This window comes from Staphylococcus sp. GDX8P114P-2 (assembly GCF_017892945.1).
Taxonomy (GTDB): Bacteria; Bacillota; Bacilli; order Staphylococcales; family Staphylococcaceae; genus Staphylococcus; species Staphylococcus arlettae.
The window spans coordinates 87,243-110,902 of sequence record NZ_JAESMB010000002.1; the positions used below are offsets into that span (position 1 = coordinate 87,243).

Below are 23,660 nucleotides of genomic sequence, written 5' to 3' on the forward strand. Positions count from 1 at the left end.
CTGCCAACAAAATAAAAGCAAAGTGCTGTAATTAGCACTTTGCTTTTATTACTTCATTGTTTATTGTTGGAAGAATTCAAAAATATTTTTGGCATTGTCTGTATTATCAATATTACCTTTGAATTTTTCTGAACCTTGACCCATTGCATAGGTATTTACATCTTCACCAGTATGCCCATAAGTTGTCCAACCAGTATTAGATTTATCATTGATAGGTTTTTGAATCGCGTCCTGTAATTTTTGTAATTGATCTTCGTATTCAGAATCGTCTTCTTTTAACCCTTTCATATTTTCAGCTTCTTCTTTAATATCCGACATGTTATCTTTAGAAATATCGAAGCCGTAACCTTCATTAATTACTTTTTCTGGATTTTTACCATCTGCAATTTGTTCTGTCATATATTTACCAGAATGCTTCATACTATGAATCGCATCTGGATTCCATTCATAATCTTCGCCCTTAGCGATTGACATGCCACCAGTAGAGTGGTCAGCTGTAGCTACGACAAGTGTATCAGGGTTAGATTTGGCATATTCGGTTGCATGTTTAAATGCTTTTTCAAATCCGCCCATTTCTGACATTACACCTGTAACATCATTAGGATGTCCTGCTTTATCAATTGAAGCACCTTCAACCATTAAGAAGAAACCTTTATCATTTTTAGATAAACGGTCTAATGCACTTTTTTCCATATCTACAAGTTCTGGATTTTTATTAGGTGCATCTATGTTTAATGGCATATCATTTTTAGCAAACAATCCTAATACTTGATCTCCTTTAGAGTTCTTCAAGTCATTTTTGTTTTTAACAATATCATAACCATCTTTTTTAAATTTCTTAGTTAAATCACCGTTATCTTTACCAAAGTATTCTGAGCCACCACCTAGTAAGACATCTACTTTATGTTCACCATTTATTTTATCATTATAAAATTGTTGTGCGATTTCGTCTTTTTTATCACGATCATCTACGTGAGAAGCATAAGCTGCCGGTGTAGCATCTGTAATTTCAGCAGTTGACACCAATCCAGTTGATTTACCATTTTCTTTAGCCTGTTCTAATACAGTTTTAACTTTTTGCTTATTGGCATCTACTCCAATAGCACCATTAAATGTTTTATGACCAGAACTGAATGCTGTAGCACCTGCTGCGGAGTCAGTAACATTTTCTTTTGGATCATTGGGATTTGTACGTTGTGTACCGACTAAATGTTCATCAAAAGCTGTTTTGTCCATCTCTTTTGTATTTGGGTCATCTGCAAAATAACGATATGCTGCATTATACGAAGGTCCCATGCCATCGCCCACTAGGAAAATCACGTTTTTAGGATTTTTAGTGTTCCCAACGTATGATACTTCGTCTTTGTTTTTTGCTGATTCTTTACTTGACGCTTGAGAGATTGAAGACGTTCCAATAGAACTAGCAGCTATAGAAGTCGCTAACGATAATGTCGCAATTTTCTTCCACATATTCATGCTAAAAAACTCCTTTAGGATATGTATTTGTTAATCTATGGTTTATTTTAATAAACTTTTTTTGAGATACTATTGAGATAACATTAAGTTTGTGTAAATAAGACGGTTTAATGTAAACAAGTGAGCGATAAATCGAAGCATTACTTCGATTTATCAACTCACTTGTTTTTAATTTCATAGTTCGCCTTTAAAGTAGTCTTAAAGTACAAACGAGAAAATTATTAAATTTAATCTTGTTGTTTATGATAACCTTTCACAAAATAGAAAGTTGTCATAAACGCTAAGAAAATAATACCAATTACTACTGAAACAACTGTTTCTTTATTAAATAACATACCGATAAGTACAATAATTAAAAATGCCATTGTTATATAATTTGATAACGCGCCTCCAGGCATTTTGAAAGGATGGCCTTCTAATAAAGCAGGGTTCCCTTTACGGAAGCGTAAATGGCTGATTAATATCATAAACCAAGGTACCATACCTGGTAAGATTGATGCACTATATACATAAACAAAAATACTATCTGCACCTTCGATAAACATTGGCAAGATTACGTTAAGTAATGCACCAATTAAAATACCGATAGCAATTGCTGTTACAGTATAAACAGGCACACCATTTTTCATTACTTTCAAGAAAATCTTAGGCATTTGACCGCGCTGTGCTAATGTATACGCCATACGACTAGCACTGAATATACCAGAGTTACAACCTGACATCGCTGCAGTTAATACAACAAAGTTAATTAAACCAGCTGCAATAGTAATACCTACTTTAGCGAATGTTGCTACGAAAGGACTTCCTAGATTACCAAGTTCATCCCAAGGATAAACAGTTACAATAACAAAGATAGCACCAACATAGAAAATAAGTATACGCCAAATTACACCGTTTACAGCGCTTTTAATATTTTTTTGTGGATCTTTTGTTTCACCAGCAGTAATACCAATTAATTCTACACCTTGGTATGAACCGATAACGATAGATAATGCAAAGAAGAATCCAAGCCATCCATTTGGGAAGAACCCACCATTAGCCCATAAATTAGATAAGCCAATCGCTTCGCCACCATTACCTAAACCAAAGAAGATAATGCCGAAACCTGCAATAATCATAAGAATTATTGTTACTACCTTAATCATTGCAAACCAAAACTCAAATTCACCAAAAGCTTTAACCGAAACTAAATTTGCGCATAATAACAATGCTACGACAATGACTCCAGGAATCCACTGTGGTAAATCCGGGAACCAATAATTCATATATTGTCCTACAGCTATAACTTCACTCATCCCGACGACTACCCATTGGAAAATGTTACTCCAAGCAGTCAAATAACCTGCGACCGGATGTATGTAATCACTCGCAAAGTTTGCAAAGGAACCTGTAGTTGGATATAGATAAACCATCTCACCCATAGCTCTCATTACTAAAAATAAAAAGATACCTGCAATTAAATATGCAAATATTACTGAAGGTCCCGTCCATTTAATTGTACTTGTAGCCCCCATAAATAGTCCAACACCTATAGTTCCACCAAGTGCAATCATTCTAATTTGACGTGCACTTAGCCCCCTATGTAATTCATGTTCTTCATTCATTTTATTTAAACCCCATCTCTTTCAAATATAAGTGAGAAACAACACCTATGCATGTCGCTATTATACTATAAATTCTAAAAATTTAAACAATATTTTTTGTATATGAAAGCGTTTTCATTTCCCGCTATTTATTCTATAATATTTTTACAATAATTGCAAAATGTATTTTTTTAATTATTGGATTCTTACAAAATGTAATAATCAACGCACAGTCGCATTACACAATACACTTGCACTTAAATATGATATGTTATAATTCAATTTAGCTTTAACTTAAAGGAGTCCCTTATGAATAAACAATTACTACGCCGTACAATATATACATCAATCGTTTTTGGTTTACTATTTTTCTTTTTGAATTACTTTGGCTCTCAAAATGTCAATGTAGCGCCACTTATAGGTAAATCAATATTAGCAACATGTGTGCTAGCAATTTTATACTTCACATTATTTTCTATGATGCATACACCTGAATTAAAGTTCAAATTTGGTACAACCATACCCATTGCAATGTTGCTTAGTATTTTAATAAGTAGTCTGTTTGGAGCTATCAAAATTGGTATCATAGCAGGCTTGCTTATAGGCGTAATTGCTGGTTATATTTGGGTCTTTATCGAATCAAAGCGTAACGGAGGTGATTCGAAGTGAGTATCTTTTTAGGTATCGTTATTATCATTTTATTAATTGTGAGTCTCATTCCTAACCTCAAAGCAGTTAAAAACAGTAAGCAAACTGGTGAAAAAAATCCTAGATTTGCAATTATGATTGGCATAGATGCAATTTTACTGGTCCTAGTAATTGTAACGTTAGCTTTTCAATTTTTTAAGTAACTAAAAATATACATGTCTATTAAGCGACCGAATTTCTAAATTATTTAGCAATTGGGTTGCTTTTATTTATGTGTCACTGTTGTATCAACGATTGAATACTAGTTGTCTCGTTAACAATGGTCGCTTATGATTAAAACTGATATTGCAATATCAAATAATACAATGCAGTTGCACCTAATAGATATACAACTGAACCTATAAAAAATGATCTCACTTGAATATGAAATGGTATTGTTTTGTTAAAAATTGGGCCCAACACTAAATTACCGATAGCAAGTATTAATGGACCTCCTAAAAACAAAAGTAAAATATATAAATTCATAATGACGTACCTTCTTATTTAGTAAAATAATCAGCAATAATTTCACGTGCGGTTACATTTTTACCGATGAATGGGACTGAACTAAAATTTTGTGCTACTGTCATATCATTCGTATTTACAACGACATCTAATCCAGCTGTAACTGCTGCAGTTGCACCATTAACGGAATCCTCTATTGCTAAACAGTTCACAGGGTTATAATTTAAACGTTGTACTGCAGTTAAATATAATTCAGGATTAGGCTTAACTTCTGCAACGTCTTCTCGCCCTACTATCACATCTATATACTGCTCTAAACCTAGCTTATCGAATGTTGGTTGAATATCCGCGCGATAACTACTAGTAGCAATTGCCATTGGAATATGATGTTGTTTTAAAAAGATCATTAGTTGTTCAATCTCGTCATCGATAGGTAGATCGACACTCGTACGATTGTGGTCTGTGTAGATTGCCTCTTTAGCCTCTTTACCTAATTCCTTCTCTAAGTAGTCATGTAATTCAGTAGCTGCACCGCCTATAGAAGACCTATAGTAATCAAGTGATAAAGGTGTACATTCATGTGCTAATAAGTGTTTATTAATAATTGTAAATAAATGTTTCTCAGTATCTATAATTGTGCCATCAAAATCAAATACTACAGCTTTATACATGGTCATACCTCCTTAATGATATGTTTCTTAATTTAGTCTATCATATTTTATTTTGTAACACTCTAGCAAAACGAAAGACGCTCTCTCCCTATTAAGTAAAAAGCGTCTCACAAACATACATTATTTTAGTATAAAGTCACTTAGTTATTTTTTAGACCAATATCTAGCTAAAATAGGACCCGATATATTATGTATCAAACTAAATACCGCTCCAGGTACTGCTGCTAACGGATTAAAATGGACTGTTGCCAGAGATACAGCTAATCCAGAATTTTGCATACCTACTTCAATCGATACTGCCTTTTTATCAGCTCTATCTAATTTAAATAGTTTAGCAAATGTATAACCTAAAGCATAGCCAATAATATTATGCAGTATAACTACTCCAAAAATCAGTAAGCCAGTTTGTAATATTTGTGATTTACTGCCACCGACAACAGAGGCCAAAATAAGCGAAATGGCTACCACAGAGACAATGGGTAATGCAGTAGCAGTAGTTGTAGCAAGATTCTTAAATAGTTTCTGTAAAACAAAACCAATAATAATAGGTATTAATACTACTTGTACCACTGACCACAACATACTTCCAAATGAAACCTCTAACCATTGATTAGCAAATAGAAAGATTAAAGCTGGTGTGATAATGGGTGCTAATAATGTAGAGACACTTGTTATCGCTACTGATAATGCTACATTGGCATTCGCTAAATAACTCATAACATTACTCGAAGTCCCCCCCGGACAACATCCTACTAAAATGACGCCGATAGCTATCTCAGGTGGTAAATTAAATATTTTAGCAATGGCAAATGCAGTTATGGGCATAATTGTATACTGCAGTATGACGCCTATAATAACAGCACGCGGTGCTTGAAAAATAATTTTAAAATCTTTAGGGTCAATAGTTAACCCCATCCCCAACATAACAATCCCTAATAAATAAGGTACAAATTGACTCACTGTCGCTAATTGCGCTGGAAAGACAAAACCTATAATGGCAGCGAGTAACATCCAGAACAAGAATGTGTTGGTTGCGAATCTACTTACCTTTGTTAACATCATTCAACACTTCCCTTTTAATAGTAATAAAGAAAAATGTATCACATTTTAGAATTTAGCACAATACGTTTTCAGAAAATTGCAAAGATTTAGATTTATATTGTTCATTCCAAAGACCTAGTGTCAGAAAGAAAAAAGAGTGGTACAATTTAATAGAATTAGAAATGGGTAAAAAATAAAACTCCATTAAAATATTATGCTAATTACACTTCATATATTATTTTTCAGTTCGGAGGGTTTTGATGTTTATAGATAAAACTGAGACTTATATCTTAAATATTGGGGAATTAACAAAGCGCAAACAACGTAATAAGTTATTAAAATTATTGCGCCAGATTACTTTTTGTAAGTCCATACAACACTCAATAAAAAAGAATAACTCAATTTACACAGTAGAAATTATTTTACCGAAGCAACAGTTACCATATGTTATCACTTATCTCAGTCTGCACAACTACACAATCTTTCAAATTTTAACTTCATCAGAACTCGATACATTATTCGATTCAACTCAATTGCCATTATCTTCAAAGCGCTTTGAATTACAAATTGATGGTTTAAATGATGCATTCATCAAAGATAAAGTTATAGATATTATTAACGTGTTAGACAATACAGAAGCTCTATCCTATACATTCACAAAAAATCGCATTAACTTACACTGTTCTGCTGATACATTTTCAAAAATTATTTATCACATTGCTATCCGTAATATTGATATACTTAAAGCAATTTATTTTCCACGCGTTGCACACAAAATGAAATCACATATATCGTAATAATTTACGTTTATTGTATAACATCAATTTAAAGTTACATTAATTACTTGAACTTTAACGTAACCGTGCTAAAAACTAAGTACAAAAAGAGACTGGGACGAAATTAATTCGTCCCAGTCTCTTTTCATAATGCCCATAGATGACCGAACTGAAAATATGCTTAACTTAATCTTTTTACTTTAGTCATTATAGACGGAGAGGAGACCACGAAAACTTTTTATTACCATTAGATCTCTGTCTCACTCTACTTTTATTATGCTTCATCTTCAGTAAATACCATATTTTCAAATGCTTCTCTTACTTGTGGTACTGACATTCCAACAATAACTTGAACGTTTTTACCACTTTTTACTAATCCATGTGCCATCTGATTATGAATAAAGTAATCATTATCTTCTACTTTTTCTTGGTCTTTCACTGTTAAGCGTAATCTCGTCGCACAATTTGTGACATCTTTAATGTTCTCTGCGCCACCCAATCCTTGTAAATAGTAATTCGCTTTATCAGTATATTCATCGCCTGTAGCTGCATAAACAGAATCATTAGCACCTTGTTTTTCTTTGTAATCTTGCTTACTATATAACTTCACTTCTGATTTCTCTTTATCACGACCTGGTAATGGTATATTAAATTTCAATATTAAAAATCTAAATACTACAAAATATATACCTGTAAAGATTAAACCAATAATTATTTGGATAACATAAGTTAACCAATGGTTTTGTGCTAGTGGAATCCAATTTGTAGCAAAGAAATCAATAAGTCCGCCACCAAAGTTTCCTACTAAACCAAAGCCATACATAATTGTATCCATTGATGCTGATAGGATTGCATGTAATACAAATAAATATGGAGCAATAAATAAGAATGTGAATTCTAATGGCTCAGTAATACCTACTACCACAGCTGTTAATGTTGCTGGAAGAAGTAAAGCTGCAATTTTCTTCTTGTTTTCAGCAGGTGTAGTTGAATACATTGCCAACGCTATACCAATTGATCCGAATACTTTACCGTTACCTTGTAACATAAAGCCGTATGGAAACTGTTCTTTTAATGGTTTAGTACTATTGGCAAATTCATTAACGTGTTTAAACCATTCTGCTTTTAAACCATGATTTACTACTACTGGTCCTACTTCTATTGGAGCGTAAATAAAATGATGTAGTCCTGTTGGAATCAACACCCGTTCTAGGAAATGGAATAACCAGACGCCAATAAAACCAGAGCCTACAATAAATCCTTGTAATGATGTTATACCAGCTTGAATCGTAGGCCATACAATACAAGTAAGCAACGCCATAGGAAGCATAACAAAAAATGAAATACTTACTACAAACGTTAATCCTTGGAAGACACCTAGCATTTCAGGTAATTTTTTATTGTAGTATCTATTATGTATCCAAGTCACTATACTGGAAATAATAATACCACCTAAAATATTTGTATCTAATGTTTCAATACCGGCAATAGCTTTTAATCCTGTAACGTTTTCTACGCCTTTTTCTAAATTGGCACCAAATGTATGTGGCCATTGCGTTAAAATCGCATTAATAAAAGTATTAAACATTAAATATCCCATTAATGCAGCTAACGCAGCATGTCCCGGTGCTCGCTTAGCTAGTGAAATAGGTAAACCTACTACAAACACAATTTCCATATGATTGAAAATTGTCCAGCCACCCGATTCAATCACTGACCATATTTTAAACCAAGTTGTTCCATCCTCTGCTATACTTCCCATAATTGCTGGATTTTTAAATAATGTAGCAAATCCTAGTACAATACCAAAGAAAGCAAACATAAGTACCGGTACAATCATGGCACTACCAAAACGTTTTATAGCATTCATTACTGCCACCCCAATTCATAAAATTAAATCTCATTAATCAAATACTGTTATTTACAACTTTGACCGTATACAAGTTGTATGTCTTAACAACATCTTAAGGTAAACGCTTACATATAAACAAGGGTTTGACTTAAAATTGAAATCTTTTGTATAATCAGATTATATTTTCAAATGAAGGAAATATTTTCAATTATGAAGAGGTGAATGCGTTGTTACTAGACGAACGCTTAAATAACAATTTCGAAAAGTTAAACGATAACGATATACAAATTGCACATTATGTAAATACACATATACGAGAATGTAAAACTATGAAAATCCAAGAGCTTGCTGCACGTACGCATGCTTCCAATGCTTCAATACACCGGTTTACTAAAAAATTAGGATTCGATGGTTATAGTGATTTCAAGTCATACTTAAAGTTTGAAACAGAACATCCCTCACAGTTACCATCCGATTCCATAGACCAATTCAAACAAGAAATATCCAATACATTCTCATACTTGGAACGTGTGGATTATCACTTAATTACAGATAAAATCTACCACGCAGACACGATTTATTTATATGGTACAGGTTTAGCTCAAATGAACGTAGCACAGGAAGCTCGACGTATACTATTAACTATCCATAAAAATGTAATAGTCTTACATGATATTCATGAATTTAAAATGATATTAAATAAATCGACAAATAAAGATATTTTCTTCATTATTTCTTTATCAGGTGAATCACAGCAATTAACCGAGATCACCAATTATTTGCAAGTGAGACAAAAATATTTCTTTTCTATCACAACGTTAAAAGATAACAATTTAGCACAAAAAGCCAATTATAATATTTATGTTTCTAGTAATACTTTCTATTTAACAGATGGTACCGATTATTCAAGCTTTATTAGCTATCATATATTTTTTGAAACTGTACTACGCAAATACCACGAACGTATGGTGCAACAAAATTTCACATAAAAAAGACGAAGCGATATCAAACATTACTGTCTGCCATATTGCTTCGTCTATTATCAAGGTGACTAGATTGCTAATACTTAGTATATAAATGTGTTCAGCATATAGTCACCTATTTATATATACTAAATTGTTGTATTTATATTCCGCGCACTATAATTTTAATTTATTCTTTAAATATTTTTATAATTTTCACGATAGTCTTCAATTGTTTCCTGTAGCCTATCGAATAACATTTCGAAACCATGAGCTGTTGAATCATGATATTCTTTTTTCTTTTGCTTATATTCTAATTGCGTCAATCGTCGCTCTTTAGGAACTATCGCACTATACGTAAATAGCATTTGTGTAATACCAGCTTCACGCTCAAATATTTCAACTTGAATAGTATCTTCACCATCACTCAGTTCTGGCATGCCGATTGTCATTTCAATATAGTCATGCGGTTCAAGGGTAACGAATGTCCCTTGGACTCTATTTGCTTTCCCTTTGCGTACATCAACAATTTCATATTTACCTTCTTCACGCGCATCAATTGTTATACTTTGATTCGTCCGTTCAGAAGTCATAAACCAACGTTTCAAAAATTGTTGCTCAGTCCAAGCTTGATATACCAATTCTGGTTCAACTTTAAACAATCGTTCCAATTGTACTTGCACATTATCATTCTCAATGTTGTACTTGGCCAAAATAGTCACCTACCTTTAATCTTACCTTTATCTTACCGTAATACTCATCAATTCAAAACTGTAACGTTTCAAATAAAATTAGTAGTTATAGTTATTAACTAATATATTTTATCGTCAAAACACTAGAACGTCAAAGTAATCGCTACTTTTGTGTTTTTGGTTTTAATTTTGGTAGTTTTAAGAAAATAGCAACTAAGCCACAAAGACCTAATAGCATTGGATAAAAGCTATATGGCACCAATTCTAATGGAGATACTTTTGCTACACCTGCAGCAGCAATAAGTTGTGGACTATATGGTAGGATTCCTTGGAAACAACTAGCGAAAATATCTAAAATACTTGCGGATTTTCTTGGATCCACATCATACTCGTCAGCAATATCTTTTGCTAATGGGCCTGCCATCAATATTGAAATTGTATTATTAGCTGTAGAAATATCAGCTGTACTTACTAAACCAGCTATACCTAACTCTGCCCCACGCTTTGATTTCACTCTATTCCGAACAAAATTCAATAACCATGCAATGCCGCCATTATGTTGGATAAGTGCTACAAGTCCACCAATCATTAATGCAATGATGGCAATATCTTCCATACCTATAATACCTTTAGAAATAGATTGTAATAAACTCGTCCACTTAAATGAACCATCAATCAGACCTATAATTGCTGATAATAACGTACCACCTATTAACACAATTACAACATTAACCCCTACTATCGCTAAAATTAAGACCATAAGATAAGGCAATACTTTAATAAAGTTAAAATCATAATTTTTTGTGTCAGCAACTTGTGTACCTTGTGTCAAAAACCATAGCGCGATAATAGTTAAGAGTGCACCCGGCAGAACAATTTTAAAATTGACTTTAAATTTGTCGCTCATTTTTGTTTTTTGAGTACGTACTGCTGCAATAGTAGTATCTGAAATCATAGATAAATTATCACCAAACATGGCACCGCCTACTACTGTAGCCATAGTAATTGCTGAAGATATGTCTGTCGCTTGACTAAGTCCAAAACCTACTGGGGCAATGGCTGCAACAGTACCAACTGATGTCCCCATTGAAATCGATACAAACATCGAAATTACAAACAACCCTACAATTAATAAATTCTCAGGTATCAATGTTAATCCGAGATTAACAGTAGATTGTACGCCTCCCATATCTTCCGTTGTTTGTGAAAAGGCACCCGCTAAAATAAAGATCAACACCATTAAAATAATATTAGGATGACCTGCACCTTTTGTAAAAATATCTATTTTTTCACCAAATGGCTTTTTCCTATTTTGTACCAAACCAAAAATTGAAGCAATGACAATTGCTACATTTAATGGCATCGTAGTAAAATCACCTGTAATAATACCAACGCCTAAAAATAATAGTACAAATACTATTAATGGCGATAGTGCCCAAAAACTACCTTGTTGTAATTTACTCATAACTAACCTACTTTCTTCATATTAAAAAAGCTCTTTCCTTATTGAAGAAAAGAGCGGCATTAGACCTTGTCATCTTATCTTCTAGCAGTATGTTTGCTGCTACTGGAATTGGCACACGCATTACCATGTTGCCGAAGCTTCCTAGGGCCAGTCCCTCCACTTCTCTTGATAAGCTATTTAAATTCGTTATTACGTTACAACATTTTAGATAGTACGTCAACAGTTTGTAGCTAAACTATTAACTGAGTAACTATAAAATTAATTGTTTGGTCTAATTATCGTAAATGTTTCACCTATGTGAGCATAATCATTACCAGCTAATCTACTAACAGCTTGTAAAGTGTCAGGGTTTATTTTACTGTCTTCAAAATATACATCATCAGCTATATGAAACATGACTACTTCACCAATAATAAGATCAGAACCTTCAAGCTTATCACCTAGTGGGATGATTCTATCCAACTTACACTCCATACGTACTTTAGCTTGTGCAATCCCTGGTACATCTACTGCTTCAGAATCCACAAGATTTAATGATGTTCTTTCTAATTCATTTAATTCTATAGCAATAGGAGCTGCCGTCTTATTTACTTCTTCTACAATATTATTATCTGTAATATGAACAACAAATTGTCCGGTTTGCTCTATATTTACTGAGGTATCTTTTCTTTTCCCATTTGCTCGCGTTGTTGAAATCATTATCATTGGGGGCGCACTATTCACCACGTTAAAAAAACTAAATGGTGCTGCATTCATTACGCCGGTTTCGCTTTGAGTCGTGACAAAAGCAATGGGTCTCGGAATGACACTACCACTTAATAATTTATAATTCTGTTTTTTAGTTAATCCTTGTGGGTCAATTCTTTTCATTTGTTCATACTCCTAATTCAATAATAAGCGATTCCAAATACTAACAAAATTCAATGCTAATACAAGTTACTCTTATGTTTAATCTATTTGTATACCAATAGAATTTCATAACCTTGATAAGACATTTTACCGCCATAAATCAAGGGGTATTCCCGTACTAATTATTCTTGTTGTAGTAAATCAGCATTAGAAAATTTAATTCTTAGATTTATATTAGACATAAACACACTCGCCTATTAAATTTTTATACTTTTGTTTACCCCAAAACGCTGGTAGCAATTACATATTATACCATTCATTCGTTTAATAATTTTTGGACAAATGCTACAAAATAATCAGGTACTAATCGTAATATTTCTTCGTTCGGATCATATTTTGGGTGATGTAAATCATACATACTATCTGACCCAATAAATGCAAATACACTTGGGTACTGGTTTGAAAAACCTGAAAAATCTTCTCCTATAGTTAACGGTTTATCCATTATTGTGACGTTATAACCAACGTTACGAGCCACATCGATAGCATCCTGTGTTAGTTGTTCATCATTTACCACTGCTCCCGGTAGTTTATGATAAGTTAGCTCAATTTCCACATCAAAAGTTTGCGCAAGGCCATCACATATTTGTTGTAAACGTTGTTCTATTAAATGTTGTACTTCCGCGTCAAACGTACGTACTGTACCTTGTACATAAGCATTGTCAGCAATTACATTCCATGTATTACCTGAAGACACTTCACCGATAGTCACGACACCTTGATCAAAGGCAGATAAATTCCGACTTACTATTGATTGAATACTAGTAATGAGTTGGCCTAAGACGATTGTTGGATCATTACCTTGTTCAGGTTTAGCAGCATGTGCACCTTTACCATGGATTGTTATTTCAAAACGGTCTACTGCTGAGGTCACCGTTCCTTGTTTGATAGCAAATTCACCGACAGCTAATGAAGGATAATTGTGATAACCTAATACTGCTTTCACACCTTCCAATGCTCCAGTATTAGTAATACTATATGCGCCATGTGCTATTTCTTCTGCAGGTTGAAAAATAATGCGTACACGACCATTTAATTGCGTTTCCATAGCTTTAAGTTTTATTGCTACGGCTAAAATACTTGCCATATGAATATCATGACCACAAGCATGCATTACGCCTTCTGCAGTCGATTTAAAATCATGTTCAACTTGTTCAATTATAGGTAAAGCATCTATATCAGTACGTACCGCTATAAACTGCTCACCTTGTCCGACTTCAGCAACTAAACCTGTATCCAACGGCAAATCTAATATTTTAATATCATATGATTCCAAAATAGTTCTAATTTTTTTAGTTGTTTCATATTCATAATCTGATACTTCAGGATATTGATGAAAAAGACGTCTCCATTTTACATAATCATCAAAACTTGTCATCCCTTCTCACTCCTTTGATATTGTCGATGTGTATATTTTATAGAAACATATAGTTCTTATTCTGCCTTAAAACAGCTTTCCATTTATACACATAACTACTTTTATTAAATAACCGACTAAATCAATCGCTTTTATTTACTATAGCCTATTATAGCAAGAAGTAATAACGAATAGTTTAAACTTGCTCGTTAAAAAGCTAAGCTATTTTTTCCAACAAGCACATGTTAAAACGTTAAATTACTCCCATTCGTAGTTTTAAACAGAGACTATGTAAATTAATTTATGTTCTTTATATTATCATAGTTAGCGGAATTTAAAATTTAACATTAAAAATAGGACAGGCATAAATCATTTACATGTTTATCGTTGCTTCAATAACATGCTATGATTATGCTTGTCCCATAGCTCTTTATATTAATTTTGTAACTGATATTGATTATCTACAATAACTTTGCCGTCTTTTATAACTTTAGAAGCATGATTAATACCATAATGGTAAAGAACATATTCATGATTAGGTGCGTCCCAAATGACAATATTCGCTTTGTCACCTTTATCAATAGTTCCGGCATCAACGTCAATGGCTTTAGCCGCATTTACAGTTACTGCATTCCATATTTCATTTGCAGAAAGCTTTAATTTTAAGGAAGCAATAGCCATGACAAGTTGTAAATTGTTAGTAACACAACTTCCTGGGTTAAAATCAGTAGCAATAGCAATCGCACCATTATTGTCAATCATGCCACGTGCATCTGCATATTGTTCCTTACCTAAATAAAACGTTGTTCCAGGTAATAGCACAGCTACAGTATCACTATCACGTAATTTTGCTTTGCCTTCTTCGCTAGATGCTACAAGATGATCTGCAGAAATCGCTTGTTCATCAATAGCTAATTCCAAACCACCTAATGGATCAATTTCATCTGCATGAATTTTCACTTTAAAACCTTGTTGCTTAGCTGCTTCCATATATGCTTTAGACTCATCAATAGTAAAGACGCCTGTCTCACAAAATATATCGGCAAAGTCAGCATATGGTTTAACTTCTGGTAATAAGTCAATCATTTCTTGTAAAAATGCTTGATTAGACGTTGCGTCTTTAGGCACTGCATGTGGCCCTAAAAATGTATGTCTCATAGTTAAATTATATTTCTCAGCTAATTGATTGGATACTTTTAATTGTTTTAATTCATTTTCTTTATCTAAGCCATATCCACTTTTACTTTCAATTGTAAGCACACCATGTTGAACCATAGTTAATAAGTTTTTTTCAGCTTTAGAGAATAATTCCGCTTCACTCGCTTGTCTAGTGGCATCTACTGTATTTAAAATACCGCCACCCTGTTCTAAAATTTCTAAGTAAGATACACCTTGTCTTTTTAAAGACATCTCATGCTCACGAGAACCTCCATGTACTAAATGCGTATGTGCTTCAACAAGCGCAGGTGATACCACTTTATCACTAGCATCAATTGTCTCTGTCGCTTCATATTCAGTAGTATAAGGACCAGAATAAACAATTTTGCCATCATTAACTACAACTGTCCCATTTTCAATGAGTTCTAAGTCATTTAACTCTTGCCCTTTTAATGGTTTGTCTGTTTTTTTTGGTAAAATTAACTGTTTAATATTTTGAATAACTAAATCATTCATTATGTGTCACCTCTTTTGTAATCATTGGAATATGAATACCTTTCTCTTTTGCCACTTCTACAGACTTGTCGTATCCAGCATCTGCATGTCTCACAACACCCATGCCTGGATCAGTTGTTAATACACGTTCTAAACGTTTTTCTGCACGTTCTGAACCATCTGCGACTACGACCATACCAGCATGTAGAGAATAGCCCATTCCTACGCCACCACCATGGTGGAATGAAATCCAAGAACCGCCTGCAGCAGTATTCACAAGTGCATTTAAAATAGCCCAATCACCAACTGCATCTGATCCATCTTGCATACCTTCAGTTTCTCTGTTAGGACTAGCTACTGAACCAGAGTCTAAATGATCACGACCAATGACAACAGGTGCCGAAATCTCGCCATCACGTACTAATTTATTTAATGCAACTCCCATTTTTGCACGTTCACCATAACCTAACCATGCAATTCGAGATGGTAACCCTTGGAACGCAATTTTTTCCGTTGCTAAGTCTAGCCAACGATTTAATTTTTCGTTATCTGGGAATAATTTTCTCATTTCCTCATCTGCACGTTCAATATCTTTTGGATCTCCACTTAATGCTGCAAATCTAAATGGCCCTTTACCTTCACAAAATAACGGTCTTATATAAGCAGGAACAAATCCTGGGAAATCAAATGCATTACTTACACCATTATTAAATGCAACTTGTCTTATATTATTACCATAATCAAATGCAATAGCACCATTTTGTTGAAATGCTAGCATTAACTCTACATGCTGTGCCATAGATTGTTCAGATTTTTTAACATATTCTTTAGGATCTTTCTGTCTAAGTGCTTTTGCCTCTTCTATTGAATACCCTTGTGGTATATAACCATTTAATGGGTCATGCGCACTTGTTTGGTCCGTGATAATATCAATTTTAAAACCTTTATCTAAAATTGCTTTATGAACATCAACAGCATTGCCTATTAAACCAATAGATAATGGTTGGCCAGCCGTTCTTGCTTCATCAGCTAATTTTAGCGCTTCGTCTAAACTGTCCGTTTTAACATCACAATATTTCGTTTCAATTCGCTTATCGATTCTAGATTCATCGACATCGACACCGATTACGACACCACCATTCATAGTTACTGCTAATGGTTGAGCACCACCCATGCCACCTAGTCCTGCAGTGAGTGTTACCGTTCCATTTAATTTACCATTGTAATGTTGGTTCGCTAACTCACCAAACGTTTCATAAGTTCCTTGTACAATTCCTTGAGAGCCAATATATATCCAACTACCAGCTGTCATTTGTCCATACATCATTAATCCTTTTTTATCCAATTCATTAAAATGCTCCCAGTTCGCCCATTCAGGAACTAATACTGAATTTGACAGTAATACTCTTGGTGCTTCTTCATGTGTCTTGAATACAGCAACAGGTTTACCAGATTGGACTAACATAGTTTCATCCGCTTCTAAATTACGTAATGTTTCTTCAATTGCTTCAAATGCTTCCCAATTTCTAGCTGCTTTGCCAATACCGCCATAGACAACTAAATCTTCAGGTCGCTCTGCTACTTCTGGGTCTAAATTGTTATACAGCATACGCAATACCGCTTCTTGTTCCCAACCTTTACATTCAATATCTAACCCTTTTTTAGCTTGGATTTTTCTCATATTTATTCCACTCCATTCCTCTGTTTAATTACAGTTGTCATGTATAGTCATGTCCAGCGACTACAGAAAGCAAACCCCTTATTAATATGCTTTGTGTTTACAACAGATAAAATTTATGTACCTTATGACTTAAGTATATTATGATTATTTATAGATAACCAATATTAATAAACTAATGATTCATAACTTAAAACTATAAATAAACGTTAGGAGTGTTATGTATATGAAAATAATTCAACTAGAGTATTTTCTAGCTATAGTAAAATACAATAACTTTACACAAGCTGCTCAATTTTTACATATAAGCCAGCCTTCTTTAACAGCTACGATCAAAAAAATGGAAGCAGATTTAGGCTACGATTTATTTACGCGTACGACAAAAGATATCAAAATTACAGAAAAAGGTATCCAATTTTATAACTATGCTGTTGACCTAGTACAAAACTACCATCAAACAATGGAGAAAATGCATGATTTAAATATTAGTGAAGTCCCTAAAATTAAATTTTCCATTCTGGAATCTACAAATCAATGGGTATCTCAAATCATAACGACACACCGTTCAACTTTTCCAAACCAAACTTATCAAATCTCGGAAGTACATGATCAAGCGATTATATTAGAGCACTTGTTAAATTTTGAAACACATTTAGCTTTAACCAATGAACAAATCACTCATGAAGACATACAGTCTATTCCATTATATGAAGAATCGTATGTCTTACTTACACCACAAAATGCTTTTAAACAACAACGTACAATTATTATCAAATCATTACCACTAATATTACCTTCTAAAGGTTTACAAGTACGCAAACATTTAGATGATTATTTCATGCGTATGAATATTCATCCTAACATCGTTATTGAGGCTGACCGTTTTGAAGCTGCTACAAATTTTGTACATCGTGGTTTAGGTTACGCTGTTATTCCAAGATTTTATTATCAGTCATTCAATGCTAACAATTTAGATGCAATTGAGATTAAACCAAAACTTGGGCGCACAATTTTTATTAATTATTACAAAAAACGAAAGCACTCTGAACGTGTGCTTTCGTTGGTAGATCACTGTAAAGATTATTGGAACGTCATAAAATAAAGTGATGGAAAAAGTTAGCTGTTAATTTTGCTGTCCTATTATCAACATCATATTGAGGATTGGTTTCGGCGATACTAATCGTTGAAACCTTTTCGCTAGGTATAATTCTTTTGGCCATTTCTAATACTAGGTTCGGATAAAGTCCTAGCACTGCTGTAGCACTGACTCCTGGTGCAAAGGCACTATCAATGACGTCCATACATATTGTGAACATAATGACATCATGATGATGTATAAAACGTTCTATTTTATCTTTAATTGGTGGTGATAATTGGTGTAATAACTCGTCGGCATATACATATTGTATACCTTTAGCATCCGCATAATTAAATAGTGCTGCTGTATTGCCCCCTTGTTGAATACCAAGTACCAAATATGCAGTATTATCATCTTCTTCTAATATTTGTCGAAAACTTGTACCCGAAGTAGAACTCTGCTCTTCCCTTGTATCAAAATGCGCATCAATGTTAATAACACCGATTGAAGCATCTGGATACGCTTCTCTCACGCCTAAATATTGCGCATATGCTATATCATGACCGCCACCTAAGAGAAACGTTTGCTTATGGCGACTATTAGATTCTGCAACTAAATGGCCATACTCTTGTTGTGTTTTTATTAGTTGACTCTCATGATGCTCAACATTACCGTAATCACAAATGGAACATTGACTAAGATCAGGTAAATTGGCAAAAGCTTTCCTTATAGCATCTGGTCCTTCTTTAGCACCCATTCTACCTTTGTTAAGCTCTACACCTTTATCAACAGCGTAACCTAATAATCCAACACCTTGTTTTTCATTAATATTTAATTGTTGTGTTAAATCACCAAACTTTATTGTTTGGAAATGCCTAAAGTGTTCTTGATTTGTTGCACTATCTGTTCTGCCAGTCCAAAGCTCAGTATCAGGTAACTTATACATAGTTCTCCCCCTTTAAAAACTAAATGAACAATTAAAGTATACGCTTACATTTTTTTGAATTCAATTCCTAAATTTCTTTTACCCGTTACAATGTGCGTTTAATGCATTGATTACAATACAAATTGTTTCACTTATATGAATAAATCATCAGAACTATTACATTTCAATGATATTTTTGATTAATGATTTATTTCTAACAGCTAAATCTGTATAATTACCATTAAATGATTTTTTTCATACCTATTATGGAGGTTACATAAATGAATAATAAACGTATACCAGGTTTTCAGTGGGCAATGATTGTATTCCTGTTCTTTATCATTGCATACGTACTACCTATTATACTCAAAGATTTCCAAGGTAGTTTACCTTATAAATCTTTCGTATTTGACATAACAGCTATTGCTCCATTTATCGGTGCTCTATTCTGTTTATTAATTTTCAAACATAAACGTCTTCAATTAGGCGGTTTAAAATTTACCATTGGTTTAAAAACAATAGAACGTATCCTTTTAGCATTAATTTTACCGTTAACTATTTTAGCAGTTGCAATGGTTAGTTTTAATATTCTTGCTGATAGTTTTATTTTATTACAAGCAGAAGACTTTTCCGTTTCTCTAACTACTGTAATTATCGGACAATTAATCACAGCAATGTTAATTGAATTTGGCTTCCGTTCTTACTTACAAAACATTGTAGAAAATCGTATTTATACTTTTTTCGCATCAATTCTTGTAGGGATTCTATATTCAATCTGGAACTTAAACCTTAGTTTCGGTATGACATTCGCTGCATATAACTTCTTATATACATTCGCTTTTTCAATGATTATTGGCGAATTAATTAGAGGTACGAAAGGTAGAACAATTTATATTGCTACACTGTTCCACTTTGTTATGTCATTTGGCTTAGTATTTTTATTTAATGAAGAGCTAGGCAATGTCTTTGCTATGAAAGTGATTGCCTTATCAACTGTAGCAGTTGGTGTTGTATACTTACTAATTACTATGATTATACGAGTTATATTATACTTCTTCACGAAAAGAAACTTAGATGAAATTGAAGAAAATAACTATATGGATCACCTAGATGACGAGTCACATTTAGATGTGAATGACACGCCAGCAGAAACTGAACAAGCAACAAATGACTATGAACCAGCTTCTGCCGATACATCGTCTACCGTTCATGATGAGCAAGATGAAATGAATTCTACTCATCAAGAAAATGACGATACTTCATCAACAGTAGCTACTGCTAGCCAAGATAACAACATTGCGAAAAATGTCGCTAATGATACTGAAACAACATCTCATCAACTGCATCAATCAGAAGAAATAGAACCTTCGCTTAACGAAGATGAAAGTCAAACATCAACAGATGATGAACCTACAAACGACAACACAGAAACTCAAAATCAACGTTCATCATTCTTTTTGAAAAGTAAACGACGTAATCGAAGATAATTTCATAGTTACAATACAAAAAGCATGTGTTTTGAAATAGTTATTGATACAACTATTCAAAACACATGCTTTCTTTATTTATTAATAATATTTACACCATTTTGTGTGCCAATAATTACTTGGTCTGTGACATCTAAGAAATATCCAGTCTCTAATACACCTACTAAGTGAATTAAAAACTCATGCATCTCATATGGATCGATTGTATGATTTAGCGTTATATCTAATATATAATTACCATTATCCGTAACAAATGGAATGTCATTAGCCAGTCGTCTTTCCACTTGTAATTGGCCATAAGCCTCTATTTTCTTAGCCACTAATAACCAATTAAATTTATCAACTTCTACGGGTAATTTGAATGTTTCACCAAGATAATCCACTAACTTAGAATCATCTGCTAAAACAATAAATCGCTCTGCCATAGCATCTATTACTTTTTCCCTAAATAGTGCTCCACCGCCACCTTTAATCAAATTAAGCTGTGGATCCACTTCATCTGCACCATCAATAGCGAGATCAATATAGTCGACATCATTTACATCTATAATATGCATACCTAAATTTTTTGCAATATATGCAGTTTTGTTAGAAGTACATACGCCAGTAATTGACAGTTGTTCATGCTCAATTTTTTCAGCAATTTTAGGTACAAGGAGTTCAATCGTTGAACCAGAACCAATACCCAATATCATACCATCTGTAATTTGGCTTAAAGCATCACTAAATGTACTTATCTTCAACTGTTTTTTATTCATATTGTTGCCCCTTTATAACCATTCTTTTAATATCATTGTACATTAGAATTTTTAAAAGATATAGATATAAACTAAAAACAGCCAACTGAAAACTTCCAGTAGATGCTCACTCAATTTAAGCGTTTATTTTTTTCATCTATGATTTTACCGTTTCTTCCTATACAATAAAGCGTAACGATACAAGGAGGTTACACTATGATTTATGAATTAAATGCCATTTCAACTGGTAAAATCGAAACCCTCACATACGGTAAAAAGCAAATGCAATCTGCTTTAAACAAAACAGTATTCACAGATACATGCTGGCTTACGACAACTGGTTTTTGCGACGATGAACAAGCTTATAAAGGACATGGTGGTCCAGACAAAGCATTATGCTTATTCAGTAAATCAAATTATCAAATGTGGCAAGATGATATCACAGAATTACCAGATTACGCGATGTTTGGAGAAAATTTAACTGCTAAACATATGGATGAAAAGACAACTTACTTTGGTAATCAATACCAACTCGGTTCTGCAATCATTGAAGTTTCTGAAATAAGAGAACCTTGTTGGAAAATTCAAACGAAATATCAAATTCCAGATTTAGTAAAACGTATGTCTAGTTCAGGAAGAACTGGATTTTATTTTAGAGTGTTAAAAGAGGGCTATGTCGCTCCAGATGATAACTTACATTTAATTCAGCAAGCTCCTGATGATACGTTGCTTTCTGTTTTTGAGCTCAATCACCTTATGTATAATGATCGCAATAATATTTCTAAATTAACTTATGCACTTCAAAACCCTTATTTAACAACCGCACGTATCGACAAATTACAACGATTATTAACCAAAGCTCAACAACTATAAAATTACTGCGCGATTGTTACTATTAATTAATGCTACCGTTCTGCTAACTTATCTAAATGAAAGCTGATGTAAAGTACATATCATTTATTGCATAAAAAAAAGAGGCTCGAGCGACATTTTGCTCAAGCTTCTTTTAAAGTGTTTTATTTTAATCGTGTCTTATAATACTCATTTACTTATTAAATGTCTGCTTTTTCAAATATTTTATATGACGTCTTAGAGTAATATGGTTGATCTGGTGTAATAATAGACGGTGCTTTGTCACCATAAAGATTTATATCATTAGGGATACATTGTGTTTCCAATGTAAAACCAGAATGTGCTTTATAAATATTGAAGTCACTATCCCAACTACTAGTATCATTAAAAGTAAAAATAACAATATTCGGCATATCTGTCTTTACTTGTAATACAAAACGTTTATTTTCTACTGCCATTTCACCATTTTCAACTTCAAAAGGATGATCAACACCATTAAACATGTCCATTTGTTGTTTGATTTTAGGATTTTCACTTGTAAAAAGCTCTTTAAATTGAATCTTATTACTATTAAATATAGTAGACAAATCTATAGTATCGGTACTGTTAACTATATTGTCTTCACCTAATGGGTACATTGCTAATTTATTACTACTTATATAATGATTATCAATCATATTATTGTCTCTATTTAAATTAAAATACACATGATTCATAGGATTGAATAGTGTTTTTTCGGTAGTTGTTGCTTCGTATTCTATCGTCCATTTATGATCCATATCATAAGTATGAATAACTTTTAATTCAATATCACCTGGGAAATAATCATCTGTACTTTTAATTTGGGTTGTAAAAATGATTTTAATCTGACCAACTTGTTCTTCAATTTGATAATCAAAAAAGCGTGAATCTAAACCGTTAGTACCCCCATGAATATTGTGAGCACCATCATTGTGCTCTAAATGATATGTTTTACCATCTAACTCAAATGTAGCGTTAGCAATGCGGCCACCGTATCGTCCCACTGTAGCCCCAAAGAAAAATGGATTAGGTTCGTAGAATTCATCCGCTTCCACAATATTTCCTAACACAATGCTGTTATCGTCATACTTCCAAGATACTATACGAGCACCGTAATTAGTAAAGACTATCTTGGTTTCTTCATTATCAATATTAATTAGTACTATCCCATTTCTTTGTTTTTCAACTGTAGCAAACATCTTCAATTACTCCCTTTCAGACTAACACCTGCATCAATGCCTAAAGACAACTTGTTGACGTCGATAATTAGATAGAAATTGTTTAACAATAAAA

At 33.2% G+C, this 23,660-nt stretch carries 22 protein-coding genes and 1 riboswitch; of the genes, 7 read left to right on the plus strand and 15 right to left on the minus strand.

The window, feature by feature from the left end:
• Window positions 1-60: 60 nt before the first annotated feature.
• Window positions 61-1,476 carry an alkaline phosphatase gene (locus tag KA845_RS01080; RefSeq protein WP_021459698.1) on the minus strand — a complete coding sequence of 472 codons (1,416 nt, stop codon included), beginning with the start codon at window positions 1,474-1,476 and terminating at the stop codon, window positions 61-63.
• Window positions 1,477-1,703: 227 nt separating this feature from the next.
• Entirely contained in the window at window positions 1,704-3,080 is a 1,377-nt protein-coding gene (locus KA845_RS01085; RefSeq protein ID WP_021459699.1) for an amino acid permease, read from the minus strand.
• A 288-nt stretch (window positions 3,081-3,368) separates the two neighbouring features.
• On the opposite strand from KA845_RS01085, the gene KA845_RS01090 reads away from it, so the two are divergent.
• Both KA845_RS01090 and KA845_RS01095 read left to right on the plus strand, forming a co-directional pair.
• Window positions 3,369-3,728, plus strand: coding sequence for a hypothetical protein (locus KA845_RS01090; RefSeq protein WP_002510098.1), 360 nt, complete (start codon window positions 3,369-3,371; stop codon window positions 3,726-3,728).
• Entirely contained in the window at window positions 3,725-3,910 is a 186-nt protein-coding gene (locus KA845_RS01095; RefSeq protein WP_002510099.1) for a hypothetical protein, read from the plus strand. Before KA845_RS01090 ends, KA845_RS01095 begins: the two co-directional genes overlap by 4 nt.
• A 130-nt stretch (window positions 3,911-4,040) precedes the next feature.
• Here the strand turns inward: KA845_RS01095 and KA845_RS01100 are convergent, their stop codons facing one another.
• The 3 genes from KA845_RS01100 to KA845_RS01110 all read right to left on the minus strand — a co-directional run bounded on the left by KA845_RS01100 (window position 4,041) and on the right by KA845_RS01110 (window position 5,941).
• Window positions 4,041-4,232: a hypothetical protein gene (locus KA845_RS01100; protein ID WP_002510100.1), complete on the minus strand. Its 192-nt coding sequence runs from the start codon at window positions 4,230-4,232 to the stop codon at window positions 4,041-4,043.
• Window positions 4,233-4,246: 14 nt separating this feature from the next.
• Window positions 4,247-4,882 carry an HAD-IA family hydrolase gene (locus tag KA845_RS01105; RefSeq protein WP_103388522.1) on the minus strand — a complete coding sequence of 212 codons (636 nt, stop codon included), beginning with the start codon at window positions 4,880-4,882 and terminating at the stop codon, window positions 4,247-4,249.
• Between the two features lie 144 nt (window positions 4,883-5,026).
• A complete protein-coding gene (locus KA845_RS01110; RefSeq protein ID WP_002510102.1) occupies window positions 5,027-5,941 on the minus strand; it encodes a bile acid:sodium symporter family protein in 915 nt (304 codons plus the stop codon).
• Window positions 5,942-6,183: 242 nt separating this feature from the next.
• Here KA845_RS01110 and KA845_RS01115 point away from each other — a divergent pair, with 242 nt between their 5' ends.
• Window positions 6,184-6,720, plus strand: a complete 537-nt coding sequence (locus tag KA845_RS01115) for a hypothetical protein (protein ID WP_002510103.1) — start codon at window positions 6,184-6,186, stop codon at window positions 6,718-6,720.
• A 253-nt stretch (window positions 6,721-6,973) separates the two neighbouring features.
• Here the strand turns inward: KA845_RS01115 and KA845_RS01120 are convergent, their stop codons facing one another.
• Window positions 6,974-8,569 carry an alpha-glucoside-specific PTS transporter subunit IIBC gene (locus tag KA845_RS01120; protein WP_002510281.1) on the minus strand — a complete coding sequence of 532 codons (1,596 nt, stop codon included), beginning with the start codon at window positions 8,567-8,569 and terminating at the stop codon, window positions 6,974-6,976.
• A gap of 209 nt (window positions 8,570-8,778) precedes the next feature.
• On the opposite strand from KA845_RS01120, the gene KA845_RS01125 reads away from it, so the two are divergent.
• Window positions 8,779-9,540, plus strand: a complete 762-nt coding sequence (locus KA845_RS01125) for a MurR/RpiR family transcriptional regulator (protein WP_002510282.1) — start codon at window positions 8,779-8,781, stop codon at window positions 9,538-9,540.
• A gap of 170 nt (window positions 9,541-9,710) precedes the next feature.
• Here the strand turns inward: KA845_RS01125 and KA845_RS01130 are convergent, their stop codons facing one another.
• The 6 genes from KA845_RS01130 to hutU all read right to left on the minus strand — a co-directional run bounded on the left by KA845_RS01130 (window position 9,711) and on the right by hutU (window position 17,270).
• A complete protein-coding gene (locus tag KA845_RS01130; RefSeq protein WP_002510283.1) occupies window positions 9,711-10,226 on the minus strand; it encodes an SRPBCC family protein in 516 nt (171 codons plus the stop codon).
• Between the two features lie 142 nt (window positions 10,227-10,368).
• Window positions 10,369-11,670: a Na+/H+ antiporter NhaC family protein gene (locus tag KA845_RS01135; RefSeq protein ID WP_002510284.1), complete on the minus strand. Its 1,302-nt coding sequence runs from the start codon at window positions 11,668-11,670 to the stop codon at window positions 10,369-10,371.
• A 71-nt stretch (window positions 11,671-11,741) separates the two neighbouring features.
• A riboswitch (SAM riboswitch) is annotated at window positions 11,742-11,845 on the minus strand.
• A gap of 83 nt (window positions 11,846-11,928) precedes the next feature.
• Window positions 11,929-12,540, minus strand: a complete 612-nt coding sequence (locus KA845_RS01140; RefSeq protein WP_021459703.1) for a flavin reductase family protein — start codon at window positions 12,538-12,540, stop codon at window positions 11,929-11,931.
• A gap of 295 nt (window positions 12,541-12,835) precedes the next feature.
• Window positions 12,836-13,957, minus strand: a complete 1,122-nt coding sequence (locus KA845_RS01145) for an amidohydrolase (protein ID WP_002510286.1) — start codon at window positions 13,955-13,957, stop codon at window positions 12,836-12,838.
• Between the two features lie 414 nt (window positions 13,958-14,371).
• The gene (gene hutI / locus KA845_RS01150) at window positions 14,372-15,610 is read right to left on the minus strand and encodes an imidazolonepropionase (protein WP_002510287.1); all 1,239 of its coding nucleotides are present in this window, start codon (window positions 15,608-15,610) and stop codon (window positions 14,372-14,374) included.
• Window positions 15,603-17,270 (minus strand): urocanate hydratase, encoded by a 1,668-nt coding sequence (hutU, locus tag KA845_RS01155; RefSeq protein ID WP_002510288.1) that lies wholly within the window; start codon window positions 17,268-17,270, stop codon window positions 15,603-15,605. The genes hutI and hutU overlap by 8 nt, the downstream gene beginning before the upstream one ends.
• 223 nt (window positions 17,271-17,493) lie before the next feature.
• Between hutU and KA845_RS01160 the strand changes: the two genes are divergently transcribed.
• Entirely contained in the window at window positions 17,494-18,369 is an 876-nt protein-coding gene (locus tag KA845_RS01160) for a LysR family transcriptional regulator (RefSeq protein WP_002510289.1), read from the plus strand.
• On the opposite strand, the gene hutG is transcribed toward KA845_RS01160, so the two are convergent.
• On the minus strand, window positions 18,359-19,291 hold the full coding sequence (hutG, locus tag KA845_RS01165; protein ID WP_167867844.1) for a formimidoylglutamase: 933 nt from the start codon (window positions 19,289-19,291) through the stop codon (window positions 18,359-18,361). The genes KA845_RS01160 and hutG overlap by 11 nt on opposite strands.
• A gap of 260 nt (window positions 19,292-19,551) precedes the next feature.
• On the opposite strand from hutG, the gene sdpC reads away from it, so the two are divergent.
• Entirely contained in the window at window positions 19,552-20,757 is a 1,206-nt protein-coding gene (sdpC, locus tag KA845_RS01170; protein WP_002510291.1) for a peptidoglycan release complex CPBP-like subunit SdpC, read from the plus strand.
• Window positions 20,758-20,831: 74 nt separating this feature from the next.
• Here sdpC and KA845_RS01175 read toward each other — a convergent pair whose 3' ends face one another.
• Window positions 20,832-21,515 (minus strand): ribose 5-phosphate isomerase A, encoded by a 684-nt coding sequence (locus KA845_RS01175; protein ID WP_002510292.1) that lies wholly within the window; start codon window positions 21,513-21,515, stop codon window positions 20,832-20,834.
• A 198-nt stretch (window positions 21,516-21,713) separates the two neighbouring features.
• Here KA845_RS01175 and KA845_RS01180 point away from each other — a divergent pair, with 198 nt between their 5' ends.
• Window positions 21,714-22,367, plus strand: coding sequence for an MOSC domain-containing protein (locus tag KA845_RS01180; RefSeq protein ID WP_031266797.1), 654 nt, complete (start codon window positions 21,714-21,716; stop codon window positions 22,365-22,367).
• A 179-nt stretch (window positions 22,368-22,546) separates the two neighbouring features.
• Here KA845_RS01180 and KA845_RS01185 read toward each other — a convergent pair whose 3' ends face one another.
• Window positions 22,547-23,566, minus strand: coding sequence for an aldose epimerase family protein (locus tag KA845_RS01185; RefSeq protein ID WP_021459706.1), 1,020 nt, complete (start codon window positions 23,564-23,566; stop codon window positions 22,547-22,549).
• Between the last annotated feature and the right edge of the window lie 94 nt (window positions 23,567-23,660).